The sequence below is a fragment of the Gilliamella sp. Fer1-1 genome (genome assembly GCF_001690825.1).
Classification (GTDB): Bacteria; Pseudomonadota; Gammaproteobacteria; order Enterobacterales; family Orbaceae; genus Gilliamella; species Gilliamella apicola_C.
The window spans coordinates 49,430-67,205 of sequence record NZ_LZGX01000092.1; the positions used below are offsets into that span (position 1 = coordinate 49,430).

General features: G+C 37.2%; 15 protein-coding genes and 1 tRNA gene. 3 read left to right on the forward strand and 13 right to left on the reverse strand.

Annotation, left to right across the window (positions count from 1 at the left end):
- Both A9G28_RS10260 and A9G28_RS10265 read left to right on the forward strand, forming a co-directional pair.
- Complete coding sequence (locus A9G28_RS10260; RefSeq protein ID WP_065566711.1) at nucleotides 1–867, forward strand: metal ABC transporter permease; 867 nt, start codon at nucleotides 1–3, stop codon at nucleotides 865–867.
- Entirely contained in the window at nucleotides 864–1,700 is an 837-nt protein-coding gene (locus A9G28_RS10265) for a metal ABC transporter permease (RefSeq protein WP_065580611.1), read from the forward strand. The genes A9G28_RS10260 and A9G28_RS10265 overlap by 4 nt, the downstream gene beginning before the upstream one ends.
- Nucleotides 1,701–1,797: 97 nt before the next feature.
- Here the strand turns inward: A9G28_RS10265 and dnaB are convergent, their stop codons facing one another.
- The 4 genes from dnaB to A9G28_RS10285 all read right to left on the reverse strand — a co-directional run bounded on the left by dnaB (nucleotide 1,798) and on the right by A9G28_RS10285 (nucleotide 6,351).
- Nucleotides 1,798–3,222 (reverse strand): replicative DNA helicase, encoded by a 1,425-nt coding sequence (dnaB, locus tag A9G28_RS10270; protein ID WP_065566713.1) that lies wholly within the window; start codon nucleotides 3,220–3,222, stop codon nucleotides 1,798–1,800.
- A gap of 54 nt (nucleotides 3,223–3,276) precedes the next feature.
- Complete coding sequence (gene truA, locus A9G28_RS10275) at nucleotides 3,277–4,068, reverse strand: tRNA pseudouridine(38-40) synthase TruA (protein WP_065580612.1); 792 nt, start codon at nucleotides 4,066–4,068, stop codon at nucleotides 3,277–3,279.
- Nucleotides 4,055–5,074, reverse strand: coding sequence for an aspartate-semialdehyde dehydrogenase (locus tag A9G28_RS10280; protein ID WP_065580613.1), 1,020 nt, complete (start codon nucleotides 5,072–5,074; stop codon nucleotides 4,055–4,057). The genes truA and A9G28_RS10280 overlap by 14 nt, the downstream gene beginning before the upstream one ends.
- A gap of 266 nt (nucleotides 5,075–5,340) precedes the next feature.
- Nucleotides 5,341–6,351: a hypothetical protein gene (locus A9G28_RS10285; protein WP_065580614.1), complete on the reverse strand. Its 1,011-nt coding sequence runs from the start codon at nucleotides 6,349–6,351 to the stop codon at nucleotides 5,341–5,343.
- 397 nt (nucleotides 6,352–6,748) lie between these two features.
- Between A9G28_RS10285 and A9G28_RS10290 the strand changes: the two genes are divergently transcribed.
- Nucleotides 6,749–7,795: a LacI family DNA-binding transcriptional regulator gene (locus A9G28_RS10290; RefSeq protein ID WP_065580615.1), complete on the forward strand. Its 1,047-nt coding sequence runs from the start codon at nucleotides 6,749–6,751 to the stop codon at nucleotides 7,793–7,795.
- A 76-nt stretch (nucleotides 7,796–7,871) separates the two neighbouring features.
- Here the strand turns inward: A9G28_RS10290 and truB are convergent, their stop codons facing one another.
- The 9 genes from truB to trpCF form a co-directional block, all read right to left on the reverse strand.
- On the reverse strand, nucleotides 7,872–8,774 hold the full coding sequence (gene truB / locus A9G28_RS10295; RefSeq protein WP_065580616.1) for a tRNA pseudouridine(55) synthase TruB: 903 nt from the start codon (nucleotides 8,772–8,774) through the stop codon (nucleotides 7,872–7,874).
- 61 nt (nucleotides 8,775–8,835) lie between these two features.
- A complete protein-coding gene (gene rbfA, locus A9G28_RS10300) occupies nucleotides 8,836–9,213 on the reverse strand; it encodes a 30S ribosome-binding factor RbfA (protein ID WP_065580617.1) in 378 nt (125 codons plus the stop codon).
- Between the two features lie 66 nt (nucleotides 9,214–9,279).
- Nucleotides 9,280–11,916 (reverse strand): translation initiation factor IF-2, encoded by a 2,637-nt coding sequence (gene infB / locus A9G28_RS10305; protein WP_065580618.1) that lies wholly within the window; start codon nucleotides 11,914–11,916, stop codon nucleotides 9,280–9,282.
- 17 nt (nucleotides 11,917–11,933) lie between these two features.
- Entirely contained in the window at nucleotides 11,934–13,409 is a 1,476-nt protein-coding gene (nusA, locus tag A9G28_RS10310; RefSeq protein WP_065580619.1) for a transcription termination factor NusA, read from the reverse strand.
- Between the two features lie 16 nt (nucleotides 13,410–13,425).
- A complete protein-coding gene (rimP, locus tag A9G28_RS10315; RefSeq protein ID WP_065566764.1) occupies nucleotides 13,426–13,887 on the reverse strand; it encodes a ribosome maturation factor RimP in 462 nt (153 codons plus the stop codon).
- A 191-nt stretch (nucleotides 13,888–14,078) separates the two neighbouring features.
- Nucleotides 14,079–14,155 (reverse strand) — tRNA-Met (locus A9G28_RS10320).
- 201 nt (nucleotides 14,156–14,356) lie between these two features.
- Nucleotides 14,357–15,169: a tryptophan synthase subunit alpha gene (gene trpA, locus A9G28_RS10325; RefSeq protein WP_065580620.1), complete on the reverse strand. Its 813-nt coding sequence runs from the start codon at nucleotides 15,167–15,169 to the stop codon at nucleotides 14,357–14,359.
- On the reverse strand, nucleotides 15,166–16,359 hold the full coding sequence (trpB, locus tag A9G28_RS10330; RefSeq protein ID WP_065580621.1) for a tryptophan synthase subunit beta: 1,194 nt from the start codon (nucleotides 16,357–16,359) through the stop codon (nucleotides 15,166–15,168). Before trpB ends, trpA begins: the two co-directional genes overlap by 4 nt.
- A 24-nt stretch (nucleotides 16,360–16,383) precedes the next feature.
- Complete coding sequence (trpCF, locus tag A9G28_RS10335; RefSeq protein ID WP_065580622.1) at nucleotides 16,384–17,766, reverse strand: bifunctional indole-3-glycerol-phosphate synthase TrpC/phosphoribosylanthranilate isomerase TrpF; 1,383 nt, start codon at nucleotides 17,764–17,766, stop codon at nucleotides 16,384–16,386.
- Between the last annotated feature and the right edge of the window lie 10 nt (nucleotides 17,767–17,776).

A 17,776-nucleotide genomic window follows, 5' to 3' on the forward strand; every position in this document is an offset into this window, starting at 1 on the left:
ATGGAACTTTTACTTGAACCATTCACCTACGGCTTTATGCTTAAAGCCATTTGGGTCAGCAGTATTGTTGGTGCAGCTTGTGCTTTTTTGTCAGCTTTTTTGATGCTAAAAGGTTGGTCACTAATGGGAGATGCGCTTTCCCATTCTGTCGTGCCAGGTGTGGCTGGCGCATATGCACTGGGCTTGCCTTATTCAATTGGTGCCTTTTTTACTGGTTTACTTGCTGCGCTCGCCATTACTTTAGTTCGTGCCTTTACGCGATTAAAAGAAGACGCCATCATTGGCTTTATTTTTTCAACTTTTTTTGCGATTGGATTATTAATTATTTCGCTCAACCCAACCTCGGTTAATGCTCAAACTATTATATTTGGAAATATCCTTGGGATTGATGATAATGATATGTGGCAGGTCCAAATTATTATCTTAATTTCATTTGTCTTGTTACTGCTTTTTTGGAAAGATTTATTAGTGGTTTTTTTTGATGAAACCCATGCTAGATCAATTGGATTAAAACCTTTAAAACTTAAAATCCTATTTTTCACTATTTTAAGCGCATGCACTGTTGCGGCATTACAAACTGTTGGGGCAATTTTAGTGATTGCCATGGTTGTCACCCCAGGAGCAACCGCTTATTTACTGACGAATCGGTTTTCGCGATTATTGATGATTTCTGTTTTCATTGGCGCTATAACGAGTGCTGTTGGTGCTTGGATTAGTTACTTTTTAGATGGCGAAACTGGTGGCGTTATTGTGACATTGCAAACGCTAATCTTTATTGCTGCCTTTTTATTTGCACCAAAACAAGGGTTAATTGTAAACCGCCTCAAAATTCGTCAAAGTCGATTAAACAAAGGGGAAAAGGTATGACTGAGTGTTGGGAATTTATTTATTATCCACTTACCCTTCCTCTTATTCAACGCGCAATTTTAGCTTCATTAGCAACCGGCCTAGTTTGTGCACTGCTTTCTTGTTTTTTGGTTTTAAAAGGCTGGTCACTAATGGGTGATGCGGTTTCACATGCCGTTTTACCCGGCATTGTGCTAGCCTATTTAGCCGGCATTCCCATCATTATAGGCGCTTTTGCCTCGGGCTTATTTTGCTCGGTTGCAACCGGTTACATTAAGGAAAATAGCCGAATAAAAGAAGATACCGTCATGGGCATTGTCTTTTCAGGCATGTTTGCCTTTGGATTAGTACTTTTTTCAAAAGTAGATACTTCACAGCATTTAAATCATATCTTATTTGGTAATGTGCTTGGTACGAGTTATGACGAACTTAAACAAATTATTTTCATTGCCGTTATAGTATCAATTTTAATTATTATTAAACGTCGTGATCTCATGCTTTACTGCTTCGATCCTGTGCAAGCTAAAGTTGTTGGACTGCCTGTTAAACTATTGCATTATGGTTTATTGAGTGTGTTAGCATTAACTATTGTAGGATCGCTGAAAGTAGCTGGAATGATTTTAGTGATTGCGATGCTCATCGCTCCAGGCATCATTGCTTTTTCGCTAACAAAACGCTTTGAACGAATGTTAATAATTGCTGTATTGGTTTCGACGTTTTCAACCGTTATGGGCACCTTAATAAGCTATTATGCTGATGCGTCAACCAGTGCCTGCATTGTGATTTTACAAGCAACTATCTTTTTGATTGCCCAAATTTATCAGTTTATTGCTAGCAAAAAAACTCGCCGTTAATACTGTTGCTAAAACGGCTGTTTTAACAACAAATAACAGCGTAAAAGATATCTTTCATATTTTTTACGCTGTTGCTAATGTTTATTAACTTTAATCGTTATTCATCATCAAAATATTTACTAGAATCAGCATAATTATCAAAACGCGAAAATTGACCTTGGAATTTTAATCGTACTTTACCAATTGGACCATTACGCTGTTTACCTAAAATAATTTCTGCAATGCCTTTATGTTCAGATGCTTCATTATAAACCTCATCACGATAGATAAACATAATCACATCGGCATCTTGTTCAATTGATCCTGATTCTCGTAAGTCTGAGTTAACTGGTCGTTTATCGGCACGTTGCTCTAAGCTACGGTTAAGCTGTGATAATGCTACAACGGGAATTTGTAGTTCTTTGGCTAAGGCCTTTAACGAACGTGATATTTCGGCAATTTCAAGCGTTCGGTTTTCAGATATATTCGGTACGCGCATAAGTTGTAAGTAATCAACCATGATCATACTTAACCCTTTGTGTTCGCGATAAATTCGCCTTGCTCGTGAACGAAGTTCCATTGGCGTTAAACCCGATGAGTCATCAATATAGATGTTTTTCTTTTCAAGTAATAATCCCATCGTACTTGAAATTCTTGCCCAGTCATCGTCTTGTAATTGCCCTGTTCGAATGCGTGTTTGGTCAACACGTGAAAGCGAAGCTAGCATACGCATCATAATTTGTTCTGATGGCATTTCTAAGCTGAATATTAATACGGGCTTTTCTTGCTCTAAGGCGGCATTTTCGCACAGGTTCATGGCAAAAGTGGTTTTCCCCATTGATGGACGAGCAGCAATAATAATTAAGTCTGAACGCTGTAAACCTGCTGTTTTTTTGTCTAAATCAATATAACCCGTTGAAACACCTGTCACGCCATCATGTGGGCGTTGGAACAGCTCTTCAATTTTAGCGACAGTGGCTTCTAATACTTCGGTAATGCTTTTAGGACCTTCGCCTTGTTTCGTTCGGCTTTCGGCAATCTGAAAGATTTTACTTTCTGCAAAGTCTAAAATTTCAGTGCTATCTCGACCCTGAGTAGCGTAGCAGTTATCAGCAATTTCATTAGAAGCGCTGATAAGCTCACGCAAAATGGCTTGTTGGCGAATAATATCACTATAAGCAACAACATTAATTGCACTTGGTGTGTTTTTAGAAAGCTCAGCCAAATAAGCAAAGCCACCTACATCCGTTAATAGATCCTTACTCTCTAAGCTTTCCGAGAGCGTAATTAAATCGATCGGCGTTCCTTTACCAACCAAAGTATGCATTTCAGAAAAAATAAGCTGATGATGACGCGAGTAAAAATCACGCTCAGTAATCATTTCAGATACTGAATCCCAACGTTGGTTGTCAAGCATTAAACTACCAAGCACCGCTTGTTCAGCCTCAATTGAATGTGGTGGAAGCTTAATATTATGCAAATTTGATTTTTTCGCTTCTTGATTTTTATAATCTTTGTTTATGCTTGTTTCATTAGTGTTCATTACATTCATCTTTTTAATTCATTCATTTTTAAATAATCTAATTTATTTAATCAGTTATTTTAGAAACAAGGGGCCTAAATCCTGTGTTGGTATTTGATATTCAGATGGGTAATCCACCTGAACCAAGTATAACCCGTCAGGTTTTGCCGTTGCAGCAGCTTGCGTTCTGTCTTTAGCTTGTAATAACTCATCAATCCATTTTGGATGTTTATTACCGGCACCTACTTCAAGTAAACTGCCTACAATATTGCGCACCATGTGGTGAACAAATGCATTGGCTTTAATATCAACAACAATATATTCACCTTGTCGCCAAACTTCAATATGATGAATATTACGCCATGGGGTTAATGATTGACACTGCGCCGCTCTAAACGAGGTAAAATCATTTTCACCTAATAAATATTGTGCAGCTTGATGCATTAAGGTTTCGTCCAGTGGCAAATAATAATGTGATACTCCTTTAGCTAAAATCGCCGGTCTATAACGGTGATTATAGATCACATAACGGTAACGCCGAGCCGTTGCGCTAAATCTCGCATGAAAGTTATCATCAACCGTTTGCGACCAACGCACTGCAATATTATTAGGTAAATGCGAATTAACGCCCATTGTCCAAGCACTAGGTGATCGCACTGTTTGGGTTTCAAAATGAATAACTTGCCCTGTTGCATGTACACCGGCATCGGTTCGACCAGCGCAAAATACGTTTATTGGTGAATTAGCAATAATCGATAGCGCAGATTCCAGTCGCTCTTGGATGGAGTCAACAGCGCGTTGCCGTTGCCAACCAAAGTAATCACTACCATCATATTCAATACCCAGAGCAATTTTACAGGTAGTCATTAATGAGGATCTCAAGTGTCTCAATTAGCATTAGCGCCCCTAAATAACGGATATTATCAGCAACAGACCAAAATTGAATTTGTTCATAATGACCATAACTGTGTCTTAAATTCGATAATTTAATAGTTAGCTGATTTTCTGATTCAGCGCTGACTTCAGTTACCGGAGTTGGTAAGTTATCGTTTTGCACCTCAACACCAAACTCACCAAAACGGGTCATATCTAATTCAATTGGCAAGCTGCTTGATACATTAATGGCTTGTGACACGCCATAAAACACCGGCACAATAACTGACTCAATCGAGACCGGTAAATCATAATTACTAAGTACTTTACGAATTTGGTTAACTTGTGACTTTTCACCTAACATTGAGTCATGATGTTCGTGCGATATAGGTAATAAGTTAAATGCTAATTGTTTGTCAAATAGTTCATTATCAACTGGCATACCATTTAGTAAACGAGCACTTTGTCCAGCAAGCTCATCAACACCAGGCTTACCATACAAAGATGCAGGAATAAAACTGGTAGCATGTAAATTAGTTAATAATTCAATGTCAGTTAAAGACGCAACACATCGCAACAATTGGCATACAGTCGCACTTGCTACCGCTATAATGTTTTCATTACGATATTCGGTTAATACACTATTATTAACTTTTGGCACGACTAATGGAATGTGGTCTTGCTCGGCAAAATAACCACTTGCATCAATAACCACACAACCCGATTCTGCCGCAATTTGCGCATAAGTTTCACTAACTTTAGCGCTAGCCACAAAAAAGGCAAAATGACACTGGCTCCAGTCCATTTGTGCACTATCGGTGACAGTTAAATTTTTGCCAGCATAACGAACAACTTCGCCAGCACTATTATCACTACCAACTAAATAAAGATTGTCAATTTTTAAACTATTCTCTTGTAAACTACGTTGTTGTAATAATTCAACTAGCGCAGAACCCACTTGTCCTGTCGCACCAACAATAGCAATATTCCATGCAGACATATTTATAACCCAACTAATAAAAAAATTTAGCAATAATTATACCACTATATTGCTCAATATAGCGGAAAAAGATATTTGGTAGTAGCAATAGATGATTAGATCTTATCGAGTAGTTTATATAAATGTCTAAATAATTCATTGCGTTAAATTTACTTTATTGTTTTAACCTTTCAATGATTTAGTCTTATTCAAATCTGCATGAACTAATTTATCTTTTGCAAATAAATTTTATGATAACTAATGAGTATAGGTTATTACCTCCCATACTAATTGGCTAACTCACTTTCTATGTGTTTTATTGCTTGTCGTTGCTGTTCAATTAAGCAAGTCAACACTTTGTTTAAATAAGGATCAATATCCCGTTCGTAAATTGGCGCTAGCGTTGTTAAACAAGCTTTATTCATATGTTCATTTAACAGTGAAAACGATTCTTGCTGATGTTTTTTGTTATCAAGCAATTTTATTTTCTTTTTTAGCTGATCTTGATAATAATTATATACTCTAAAACCAAGGCTATAATCAGAAGAACCAGTACTAGGCAATTGATTAAAAAGTTCAATTGACTGTTCTAATGTTATACCGTACTCAACAGCGCCTTCATGAAAATAGGTATTAAATTGATTTGGGTAAATGATTTGGTAAGTTGCTTCTGGCGCTCCAATTAATACTTCTTTAAGCATAAATTTCATATTACTTGTATCAATATTGTAATGTTTCCACAATCGAGGAAACGTTCCAGACTGAGATTCTATTGGTTCTGATTTTATAGACGATAATGTATAAATATCGCCACTTGGTGCTATATAGTAATATTGAAAACCATGCCAAAGATCTGGATTATCAGAAAAAGCGTTATTTGCTAATAATAGTTTATCACTTACCTGATTTTTGTTGATCAAAGATAATGTAATATTTCTTCCTAAATTAGGTAAATATTCTTGATTTTTGCTATCAGGGTTAGCTAGAGCAATGCCCAATTTCAGTTGAAAATCGTTACCATTATAAACAAGAGAATCATCATTGATTAAATCATCTAATTTTTTAAAATCAAATTTTAAATTATGCAATGGGCAACGACTGTTATATTTTACCTTTTCTTTTTTATCAAGTTTTTGATATTCATCTTCGTTCCTTAAACAATCCTGTTCTAATTGATATAAATCAACCTTAGCAAAGAATGGCTCACCACGATATTTGGGATTAATATCAAGAGTATGACCATAAGTAAAAAAACTCAGTATCAATAGCATTGCATTAAAGAAATGTATTAGTTTCATATATTATTGTTACTACCTTATTATTAGCGAAGTAATTCAATTATATATTTTTTGTCAATTAAGTAAAACTTGCTCTTTATCTGTTTATAGTGCAAAGCGCAATATCGATAACTAACGCTATATTCACTATACATTAAATGCATCCCTAGCTGTTGATTAATTATTTACTCATATTTTTAATTACCAAGCTGACATTACACTCTAATTTTGTCATGTATTAAGGTGAAAATATGGTTGCTTCCATAATTTTCAATCAAACATATTAATTTGAGCTTTATTAAATAAATTATGATGGATGTTTTGGAACACAGATCCAAAAAATAAATGCTATCGGATTACAAATTGGAAGCTTACCGCTAAAGTAATCAATCATAGTTATCACTTAAGATTATTCATTATGGCAAAAAGCACTCTATCAACCATTGCAAAACAAGCTAATTTATCAATAGCCTCAGTATCAAGGGTTTTAAATAAACCCCATTTAACCTCGCCAATAACGCAATCTAAAGTGTATAAGGCCATTGAAGAACTAAATATTGACATTCATGACAATTTTAAATCATCGATGAATACTAATGGCTCAAATAAAATACTTGTACTTGATAATCAATTTATCACTCGAACTTTAATAAATTGTGGTTTGGAACAAACCTTGAAACAGGCAGGTTATATCATTTTTTATTTTCGCTTTCCTTATCAAACTAAAAAAGATATTTATTATTTAATTAAATATATTAACCAAAACAATTTTGCAGGCATTTTAATCATTAATGATGCAGCCTATTTATCAGAATTAAGGCATTTTAAAAAAATCTTACCGCCACTTGTTCTCATTAATCATTTTTCGCTTAATTATGCATGTGTCTATTTTGATCATTTAGTCATTGGCTACCAAATAACACAATATTTGCTAAATAATTCACATACTAAAATCGCAGTTTTATTTAATGATAACAATAATCATAGCTCCATACTTTTTTTGCAAGGCTATAAACAAGCTTTGTTAAGAAAAAATATAACGATTAATACAAACTATCTTATTCCAAATTGCATTACTTATGAGCATGGCAGATCAGCAATTAAAAGGCTAATCAATAGTAATAATCCCCCAACAGCTATTGTCTGCTGTGATAATACAAATTTAAATTATTTGGATGAGAATTACCACAACGAACAACATTACCTATCGCCTTATAGTGTCGTTTTAGGAGCCGTACATCAGGCCAATGAAAGTGAAGCTCAACTTATGCAACCATTAATCATTACTTATCTTAGTCATTCGCAAAATAGGCAATATAATGAATTAAATAGGTTAAGCCGAATAAATAAGCCTTTGTATGAAATGGGGAAAGCGTCCGCAACTTTGCTTTGCAAACGCATAAACAATAACAAGAAAACAATCAAACAATGTCATATTATTGAAGCTGAATCAATATTTTATTGAGCTATACATTTACATGTTCTTTTCACTAACTTTTTTAGCCAATAACACTAAAAACTATATACAATACAAAAGGATATTAAGAGATTGATACTAAGCGTTTTGGTGACAGTTGCCTAAATCGTTGCGTTCCTACGCCAATAAATTGTTTGCCTTGATAGATTCTTACTTGTGTTTCAACTGGTATGCTATTATCAAGTTCAATACTCCGCCCGAATAAAATGTCTTTACCTTGCTCATCAGTTAATGTTACTTTTTGGCAATCTTGTAAGGCGCTATCAATTGGCATTAGCAACTCATCTTTCAACACCATATTTTGTAAATCATCTAAAGTGACCATTTTTTCAATTGGGTAATTAGCAACTTGTAATCGTCTTAAATAAATAACATGTGCCCCACACCCCAGTAGCTCACCTAAATCATCAATAATGGTTCGAATATAGGTTCCTTTAGAGCAATGTATCCCTAACGTTAATTCGTTTTTTACGGTATCAAATTGGATAAATTGATTGTCATAAACGGTAATAGGTCTTGCCTCTCGTTCAATAACAATACCTTGGCGAGCATATTCGTAAAGTGGTTTACCTTGATATTTCAATGCCGAAAACATAGTTGGCACTTGTAAAATGTCACCGCGAAAATGCGTTAATGCTTCATTAATTTGCGACTCGCTTATATTAACGGGTTTGCTACAAATAATTTGACCGTCAGCATCAGAAGTATCAGTACGCTCGCCGAGTTTAGCTATTACTCGATAACGTTTGTCTGAATCTAATAAATACTGAGAAAACTTAGTCGCTTCACCAAAACAGATAGGCAGCATGCCTGTCGCTAATGGATCAAGTGCCCCTGTGTGCCCTGCTTTTTTGGCATTAAATAGTCTTTTCACCTTTTGCAGTGCGTCGTTTGATGTCATACCTTGTGACTTATCTAGCAACAAAACGCCGTGAATATCACGGCGGGCTTTTTTTATATTCATCATTTTTATATTGAAACACATGTTTACCTGAAAATTTTGACAAATATCAGGGTTGTTTTTAATATTAATCTTTGTGACGCTCATTATCTTGTTTAATCACATCCGCAACCAAACTCGACATCTGCATACCTTTAACTAATGACTCATCATAAAAGAATTTGATTTCAGGAATGATTCGCAAGCTCATAGCTTTGCCAATTAAGGTACGAATATAACCTTTAGCTTCATTAAGGACTGTTAAACCTTGTTTGATAACTTGTGGATCATCATCATTTAAGAACGTCACAAAAACTTTAGCGTACGAAAGATCACGCGAAATATCAACACCTGAAACAGTTACCATGCCTAAACGTGGATCTTTAATTTCACGTTGTAGGATAATTGCAATCTCTTTTTGTAATTCATGCCCAACCCGAGATGAACGATTAAATGCTTTTGCCATATCTATTTTCCTTAAAATATGAATAAGCAAGGCGTAAACCTTGCTTATAACATGATAGCGTAATAATTAGATCGTACGCTTGATTTCGATAGTTTCAAAGACTTCGATCGCATCGCCGACACGAACATCGTTGTAGTTACGCACACCAATACCACATTCCGTTCCGTTGCGAACTTCGTTGACATCATCTTTAAAACGACGCAATGACTCAAGTTCACCTTCGTAAATAACCACATTATCACGCAGTACACGAATTGGATTATGACGTTTAACCACACCTTCAGTGACCATACAGCCGGCAATTGCACCAAATTTAGGCGATTTAAATACATCACGCACTTCAGCAAGACCGATAATTTGTTGTTTATACTCTGGCGCAAGCATACCGCTCATCGCTTGTTTAACTTCATCAATGAGATCATAAATCACTGAATAGTAACGTAAATCTAAGTTTTCTGATTCAATTACTTTACGTGCGGATGCATCAGCACGAACATTAAAGCCCAAAATAATCGCATTTGATGCAGCAGCTAGAGAAGCATCGGTTTCTGTGATCCCCCCCACCCCTGAGCCAATAATTTTAACTTTAACTTCATCTGTTGAAAGTTTAAGTAATGAGTCAGAAATCGCTTCAGCAGAACCTTGAACGTCCGCTTTTAATACGATATTAAGTTCAGAAACATCGCCTTCTGTCATGTTAGTAAACATGTTTTCAAGTTTCGCTTTTTGCTGACGAGCAAGTTTTACATCACGGAATTTACCTTGTCGATAAAGAGCGACTTCACGTGCTTTCTTTTCGTCACGTACAACGGTGGCTTCATCACCAGCAGATGGCACACCAGATAAGCCGAGGATTTCAACCGGTATCGATGGACCCGCTTCTGTTACTTCTTTACCAAGTTCATTACGCATAGCTCGAATGCGCCCATATTCAAATCCACAAAGAACAATATCGCCTTTACGTAAAGTTCCTGATTGAACAAGCACTGTTGCAACAGAGCCTCGACCTTTATCAAGGAACGACTCAATAACTACACCACTTGCCATACCTGATTCGTATGCAGTCAATTCAAGCACTTCAGCTTGTAATAAAATGGCCTCAAGAAGTTGATCAATACCTGTTCCCGCTTTTGCCGAAACATGAACAAACTGCGTATCTCCGCCCCAATCTTCTGACATGACACCATATTGAGCTAGTTCACCTTTTACACGCTCGGGATCGGCTTCTGGTTTATCAATTTTGTTTACCGCAACAACCATTGGCACATTTGCCGCTTTAGCATGTTGGATAGCTTCAATGGTTTGTGGCATAACGCCATCATCAGCTGCAACAACAAGTACAACTATATCAGTTGCTTTAGCTCCACGAGCACGCATTGACGTAAAGGCCGCATGGCCTGGAGTATCTAAGAACGTAATTTCACCATTAGCGGTTTTCACATGGTAAGCACCAATGTGCTGAGTGATCCCACCTGCTTCGCCTGAAGCAACTTTTGCTTTACGAATATAATCAAGTAATGAAGTTTTACCGTGGTCAACGTGCCCCATAATGGTTACAACAGGAGCGCGTGCGACTTTTTCTGCACCAGTATCACGATCACTCATCAGTGATTCTTCTAGTTCATTTTCACGACGAAGCACAACTTTATGCCCCATCTCTTCAGCAACAAGTTGCGCTGTCTCTTGATCAATGACCTGATTGATGGTTGCCATTGCACCCATTTTCATCATTGTTTTGATTACTTCTGAACCTTTTACTGCCATCTTATTAGCTAATTCAGCCACAGTGATGGTTTCACCAATAACAACATCGCGATTAACCGCTTGAACAGGTTTATTAAAACCCTGTTGTAAGGTGCTTTTGCCTTTCTTTTTATGGCCACTACGTGTTGCTGCGCGAGCTTCTTCTCGCTCTGCTTTACCTTCTGATAATTTGCTACCTTTTTTCTGCTTGGTCTGTTTAGTGTTGCGACCTCGCCCACGAGCGCTTTCAACTTCACGATCAGTATCGTCTTCAGCTGCTCTAGCGTATTTAGAGGTTGTCACATGATAATCTTCATCTTCGGTATTATCATTATCTTCAACATCGTTATATTGTTCAGCTAGCTTACGAGCTTCCTCTGCCATACGTTTAGCATCTTCCTCTAATTTTCGGCGACTTTCTTCTTCAGCTTTACGTTTAATTTCGTTAGCTTCTGCCTCTAAACGTGCTTTTTCTTCTTGGGCTTTTTTCACTTTTGGATCAACTGAATGTTCTTGCGCAGCTTTAGCTTTTTCTTCTTGGGCACGTTTTTTCGCTTCTTCTGCAGCTTTCTTCTCTTTTTCTTCAGCTTCTTTACGAGCCTTTAATTCGGCTTCTTCCTTCGCTTTTTGCTCAGCTTCAAGACGAGCCTTTTCTTGCTCGGCAGCAATTTCAGCTGGATCGCGTTTGACAAAAGTTCGTTTTTTACGAACTTCTACTTTGATTTCTTTGCTTTTGCCACCACCGCTCGACACATTCAAGGTTGAGTGCGTTTTACGTTGCAATGTTAACTTTGTTGGGCCTTGCTGAGGTTTTAAATGAGCAAGCAAAGCTTCTTTTTCCTTTTGTGTCACAGTATCTGATGCTGATTTATTCATACCTGCATCGGCAAACTGTTGCAAAAGTGTTTGCACTGGAGTGTTTATCTCTTGAGCCAGTGTTTCGATTGATACTTTGGTCATGTATTACTTTCCCTCAATTATTCATCTGCAAACCAACAAATATTACGTGCAGCCATAATAAAATCGCCAGCTTGTTCGCTTGTTAAGCCTTCAATGTCATTTAGATCATCAGTACCTTGTTCTGCTAAATCTTCCAAAGTAATGATGTCATGTTGCGCTAGTTGATAGGCTAATTCTTGTGTCATGCCTGGCAATTCGAGTAAATCTTGCGCAGGCTGTTTATCACCACTATTTGCTAGAGCCATTGTTGTCAATGCGTCTTTTGCTCGGCTTCTCAATGCTTGAACTAAATCTTCATCCAATTCATCAATTTCAAGCAACTCGTCAACTGGTACATAGGCAAGCTCTTCGAGCGAAGTAAAACCCTCTTCAACTAATAACTGTGCAAGCTCTTCATCAATATCAAGATGTTTAATTAAATTATTGATTGCAGCAAAAGATTCTGCATGGTGTTTTTCTTGCAAATCTTCGGTAGTCATCACATTTAGTGTCCAACCAGTAAGCTGAGAAGCTAAACGAATATTTTGACCATTTCGACCAATAGCCTGCGGTAAAGTTTCGGCATTGACTGCTACATCCATGGTGTGCTTATCTTCATCAACAACAATCGAAACAACATCGGCAGGTGCCATGGCGTTAATTACGTATTGTGCTGGATTATCATCCCATAAAACAATATCAATACGCTCACCACCAAATTCATTCGAAACAGCTTGAACTCGTGCACCACGCATTCCCACACAAGCACCAACAGGGTCAATACGGCGGTCATTACTACTCACCGCAATTTTAGCGCGAGAACCAGGATCACGAGCCACGCCTTTAATGTCAATCATTTCTTCACCAATTTCTGGTACTTCAATACGGAATAGCTCTTCCATCATTTCTGGATTTGAACGACTAACGCAAAGTTGTGCGGGTTTATTGTTTTGCTCAATTAAATATAAAATACCACGTACACGGTCACCAATTCGGAAGTTTTCACGCGGTAACATATCATGACGCGACATCATGGCATCTGCATTATTGCCTAAGTCTAGGATCACACTGTCACGATTGGTTTTTTTGACAATACCAGTCACAATATCACCAATACGATTTCTAAACATGTCAATTACCATAGCACGTTCAGCTTCACGTACTTTTTGCACAATAACTTGTTTCGCTGTTTGTGTGGTAATACGGTCAAAAGCTACCGATTCAATTTGCTCTTCAACATAATCACCCAATTTGACAGATGCATCTTCATATTGTGCTGCATCCAATGTCATTTCTTTAGTTGGTTGCGTAACTTCATTAACCACAAGCCAACGGCGGAAAGTATCGTAATCACCTGTTTTATGATCAATTTTTACTATAACATCAATATCAACAGCGTGCTTCTTTTTAGTGGCCGTTGCTAATGCGGTTTCTAATGCTTCAAAAATTTTGTCACGCGTAAGCGCTTTCTCATTTGATACCGCTTCAACAACAGCTAAAATTTCTTTATTCATCCTTTACACCCGTACTCTATTTAAGGTTAAAATTAGGTACTATATTCGCTTTTTGAATGTTACTAAAAGCAAACACTTCATCATTATCATCCACAGTTAATGTAATCATCTCATTATCAATAGACTTAATTCGCCCTTTCCACTTACGCCGGTTAGCAACAGCAATACGTAAACTAATTGCGACTTCTTCACCAACAAAACGTTGATAGTGTTCTATCGTAAACAAAGGTCTATCCATGCCAGGCGATGAAACTTCAAGATTATAAGCATCTTTTATAGGGTCTTCGACATCAAGCACTGAACTAATTTGTCGGCTAACATCAGCGCAATTATCAACAGTTATACCATTTTCACTATCAATATAAACACGTAACACAGGATAACGGCCACGAATGTATTCAACACCAACTAATTCAAAGCCTAGTGCATTCACAGGTTCTTGAATGATATCGGTCAATTGCTGTTCTATATTAGCCAAACAAACCTCCACTGCAGAAAATAAAAAAGGGCATAAAGCCCAACATTCTTTTTAAACTTACGCTTAAATCTCAACACGCAAAAAAACCTCGACATGCGAGGCTTACATTTAAAAACTAACTATTAATGAAGCCACTTTATTTTAACTTCCAAACAATAACAGAATAGATGGTTTATGAATGAAAATTCAAGTGGTTGCGGGGGCTGGATTTGAACCAACGACCTTCGGGTTATGAGCCCGACGAGCTACCAAGCTGCTCCACCCCGCGATAGATGAATGACAATTATACCGTATTTTGAATAAAATGCAACTTAAAATCCTATTAATTTTATTAAATATGCTTGAAGTTATCAAACAAAATTACTGGTTACTTTAGATGTGGGTATCAATAAATTCAAGCATAACAATAAAATGAATATTGGCGCAATAACCATTTTTTCAAGCCGATTATTGCGACCATTACTTATTACTATAATGACTGATTCGTTGCCTTTTTCATTGTTTGAACAAAATGCGCTAACTGGCTAAGCATTTGTTCAGGATTATCAAGATTTTTTTCAATAATTTTAACCGTTGCCGAACCACTAATGGCTCCTGCCGCGCCTGATTTAATAGCTGTGCTAACTTGATCTGGTTCGGAAATACCAAACCCTTGGATAGCAGGAGGAGCTCCAAACTCCGTCAATTTTTGTAATAAATGAGTCAGCGGTTTATTAGCACGATTTTCCGCACCTGTAACTCCAGCACGTGAGACTAAATAGGTATAACCTTTACCGTGCTTGGCAATATTTTTAATTACATTATCATCTGCATTAGGTGGGCAAATAAATATTGGCGCTATATTATATTTTTCGGCTACCGCAGTAAATTCTTTTGAATATTCAACAGGAACATCGGCAATTAATACCGAATCAATGCCCGCTTTAGCGCATTTGGCGTAAAAGTTATCAATCCCGTTTTTGAATACTAAATTTGCATAAATGAGTAATCCTATTGGAATATTAGCGTAATGCGCTCTAACATTACCTAACATCTCAAAACACTTTTCAACGGTTATTCCACCTTTAAATGCACGTATATTGGCATTTTGAATCGTTGGCCCATCAGCCATTGGATCTGAAAATGGGATGCCTAATTCTAAAGCGTCAGCGCCTGATTCAATCAAGGTTTGGATGATTTTAAAAGACAGTTCTGGCGTTGGATCGCCAACAGGTACAAAAGGAACAAAAGCACCTCTTTTTTCGGCTGTCAATGTTGCAAACAGTTTTTGATAACGGTTCATTCAACTTCTCCTTTTGCTTTTAAAATGTCATAAACGGTAAAGATATCTTTATCACCACGGCCTGATAAGTTCACAATTAATAATTGTTCTTTGTTTGGGTTTTCTTTGATCATTTTAATAGCATAGGCCAAAGCATGCGATGACTCTAATGCCGGGATAATACCTTCACTACGTGATAAAGCCTTAAAAGCGTCTAATGCTTCATCATCAGTAATTGAAACGTAATCTGCTCGACCGATACTATCTAAGTAAGCATGCTGAGGACCAACTGATGGAAAATCTAATCCAGCGGAGATTGAGTAGGATTCTTCAATCTGTCCTTCATCAGTCTGCATCATAGGTGATTTCATACCAAAGTAGATACCAAGCTTACCATGTTTTAATGAAGCGCCATGTTCACCACTTTCAATACCATGTCCACCAGGTTCAACGCCAATTAATCTGACCGTTTTTTCTTCAATAAAATTAGCAAACATACCAATTGCATTTGAACCACCACCAACGCAAGCAATTACCGCATCAGGTAGGCGCCCTTCTTTTTCAAGGATTTGTTGTTTAGCCTCACGACTGATCATCTGCTGAAATTCTCTCACAATGGTTGGAAAAGGATGAGGCCCTGCTGCCGTACCTAGCATATAATGCGCTTTTTCATAACTCCCCGACCAATCGCGCAATGCTTCGTTGCAGGCATCTTTTAACGTTGCAGATCCTGTTTCAACAGGGATCACCGTTGCTCCCATTAACCGCATTCTAAACACATTTGGTGCTTGACGTTTAACGTCTTTAGCCCCCATATAAATTCGGCATTTTAAACCAAGTAATGCGCAGGCTAAAGCCGAAGCAACACCATGTTGCCCAGCACCTGTTTCGGCAATAATTTCAGTTTTCCCCATTCTTTTAGCTAGTAACGCTTGTCCTAAAACTTGATTAGTTTTGTGGGCACCGCCATGCACTAAATCTTCTCGTTTTAAATAAAGTTTGGTTTTCGTGCCAGCCGTTAAATTTTTACATAGCGTTAATGCCGTTGGCCTACCGGCATAGTTAACTAATAAATCGTTAAATTCTTTTTGGAAGCTAGGATCATTGATTGCAGAAACAAAAGCATCTTCAAGTTGTTCAAGTACTGGCACTAATATTTGGGGAACATATTGCCCACCAAATTCACCAAAATAAGGATTTAATTTAGACATGACCATTTCCTTTTAAATAAAAAATTAAATTTGTTCAAATGCAGCTTGTATTTTCTGTTTATCTTTTATTCCGGGCAAAGCTTCAACGCCTGAGTTAAGATCAACACCAATGACACCCGTTGCTATAGCTGATTTTATATTTTGTGGATTAATGCCACCAGCTAGGATGACATTACTTAAATTATGATCAGTAAGTATAGACCAATCAAAATGTTTGCCCGTACCACCAGCTCCATTATCAAATATGTAACGAGAAACTAATGAATTACTATATTTGGGCATAACATCACCAATACTCAATGCTTTCCATATTTGGCAATCTTTTGGTAACTGGTGACGTAATTTTTGTATATAATTGTCATTTTCATCACCATGCAGTTGAACTGCATATAGAGATAGTTGTTTTGCTATTTGGCACACAATTTCGATCTCTTCATTTTGAAAGACCCCTACCCAATTAAGTGGTGCTCCTGCAATCACTGTTCGAGCTTTAACTGGTTGTATATAACGAGCAGAATTTGGAACAAAAATCAAACCGCCATAGACCGCACCCGCTTGATAAGCACTTACAGCATCTTCGGCACGGGTTAAGCCACAGACTTTATTTTCACCTAGCGTCACTTTACGAATTGCCAGTTCTAAATTAGGTTCAGACATCAATGCACTGCCGATTAAAAAGCCATTAGCGTAAGTACTGAGCTCTTTAACCTGATTGTGAGTATAAATGCCCGATTCACTAATAATTATGCGATTATCAGGAATGGATTTAGATAACACTTTTACCCGATTTAGATCAACCGTCAGATCCCTTAAATTACGATTATTAATGCCGATTACTTTAGCACCAAGTTGAATTGCACGCTCGACTTCATCTTCAGTGCTAGCTTCAGTTAATATCCCCATGTTTAGTTGATGAGCAATATGGCTTAAGTGCTGATATTCATCATCAGTCAATACAGATAGCATTAATAGTATCGCATCGGCTTGATAATAACGCGCTAAATAGATTTGGTATTCGTCGATAATAAAGTCCTTACAAAGCACTGGCTGTGTGACTTGATTACGGACTAACGGCAAAAATTCAAAGCTACCTTGGAAATATTTTTCGTCAGTCAGTACCGATATTGCCGAAGCGTAATTTTTGTATACTCTAGCGATATGGGCTGGATCAAAATCATTTCGAATCAATCCCTTTGATGGTGATGCTTTTTTACACTCTAAAATAAACACGTTTTTGCGTTGGCTTAGTGCCTGATAAAAATCACGATCACTTGGTATTACCGTTGATTTAAATGTATCAAGTGGTTTTATGGCTTGTTGTTCAACGAGCCATATCTGTTTATCTTTGATGATCTTTTTTAATACTGTTGCCATTTCAACATCTTTTGCTAAAGCTGAAATTGTCATGTTATTCTCC

What these genes read in the sequence shown, in the direction of transcription:
- A9G28_RS10260 (WP_065566711.1), top strand. Translation starts at nt 1, where the DNA reads ATGGAACTTTTACTTGAACCATTCACCTACGGCTTTATGCTTAAAGCC.
- A9G28_RS10265 (WP_065580611.1), top strand. Translation starts at nt 864, where the DNA reads ATGACTGAGTGTTGGGAATTTATTTATTATCCACTTACCCTTCCTCTT.
- dnaB (WP_065566713.1), bottom strand. Translation starts at nt 3,222, where the DNA reads ATGAACACTAATGAAACAAGCATAAACAAAGATTATAAAAATCAAGAA.
- truA (WP_065580612.1), bottom strand. Translation starts at nt 4,068, where the DNA reads ATGACTACCTGTAAAATTGCTCTGGGTATTGAATATGATGGTAGTGAT.
- A9G28_RS10280 (WP_065580613.1), bottom strand. Translation starts at nt 5,074, where the DNA reads ATGTCTGCATGGAATATTGCTATTGTTGGTGCGACAGGACAAGTGGGT.
- A9G28_RS10285 (WP_065580614.1), bottom strand. Translation starts at nt 6,351, where the DNA reads ATGAAACTAATACATTTCTTTAATGCAATGCTATTGATACTGAGTTTT.
- A9G28_RS10290 (WP_065580615.1), top strand. Translation starts at nt 6,749, where the DNA reads ATGGCAAAAAGCACTCTATCAACCATTGCAAAACAAGCTAATTTATCA.
- truB (WP_065580616.1), bottom strand. Translation starts at nt 8,774, where the DNA reads ATGATGAATATAAAAAAAGCCCGCCGTGATATTCACGGCGTTTTGTTG.
- rbfA (WP_065580617.1), bottom strand. Translation starts at nt 9,213, where the DNA reads ATGGCAAAAGCATTTAATCGTTCATCTCGGGTTGGGCATGAATTACAA.
- infB (WP_065580618.1), bottom strand. Translation starts at nt 11,916, where the DNA reads ATGACCAAAGTATCAATCGAAACACTGGCTCAAGAGATAAACACTCCA.
- nusA (WP_065580619.1), bottom strand. Translation starts at nt 13,409, where the DNA reads ATGAATAAAGAAATTTTAGCTGTTGTTGAAGCGGTATCAAATGAGAAA.
- trpA (WP_065580620.1), bottom strand. Translation starts at nt 15,169, where the DNA reads ATGAACCGTTATCAAAAACTGTTTGCAACATTGACAGCCGAAAAAAGA.
- trpB (WP_065580621.1), bottom strand. Translation starts at nt 16,359, where the DNA reads ATGTCTAAATTAAATCCTTATTTTGGTGAATTTGGTGGGCAATATGTT.
- trpCF (WP_065580622.1), bottom strand. Translation starts at nt 17,766, where the DNA reads ATGACAATTTCAGCTTTAGCAAAAGATGTTGAAATGGCAACAGTATTA.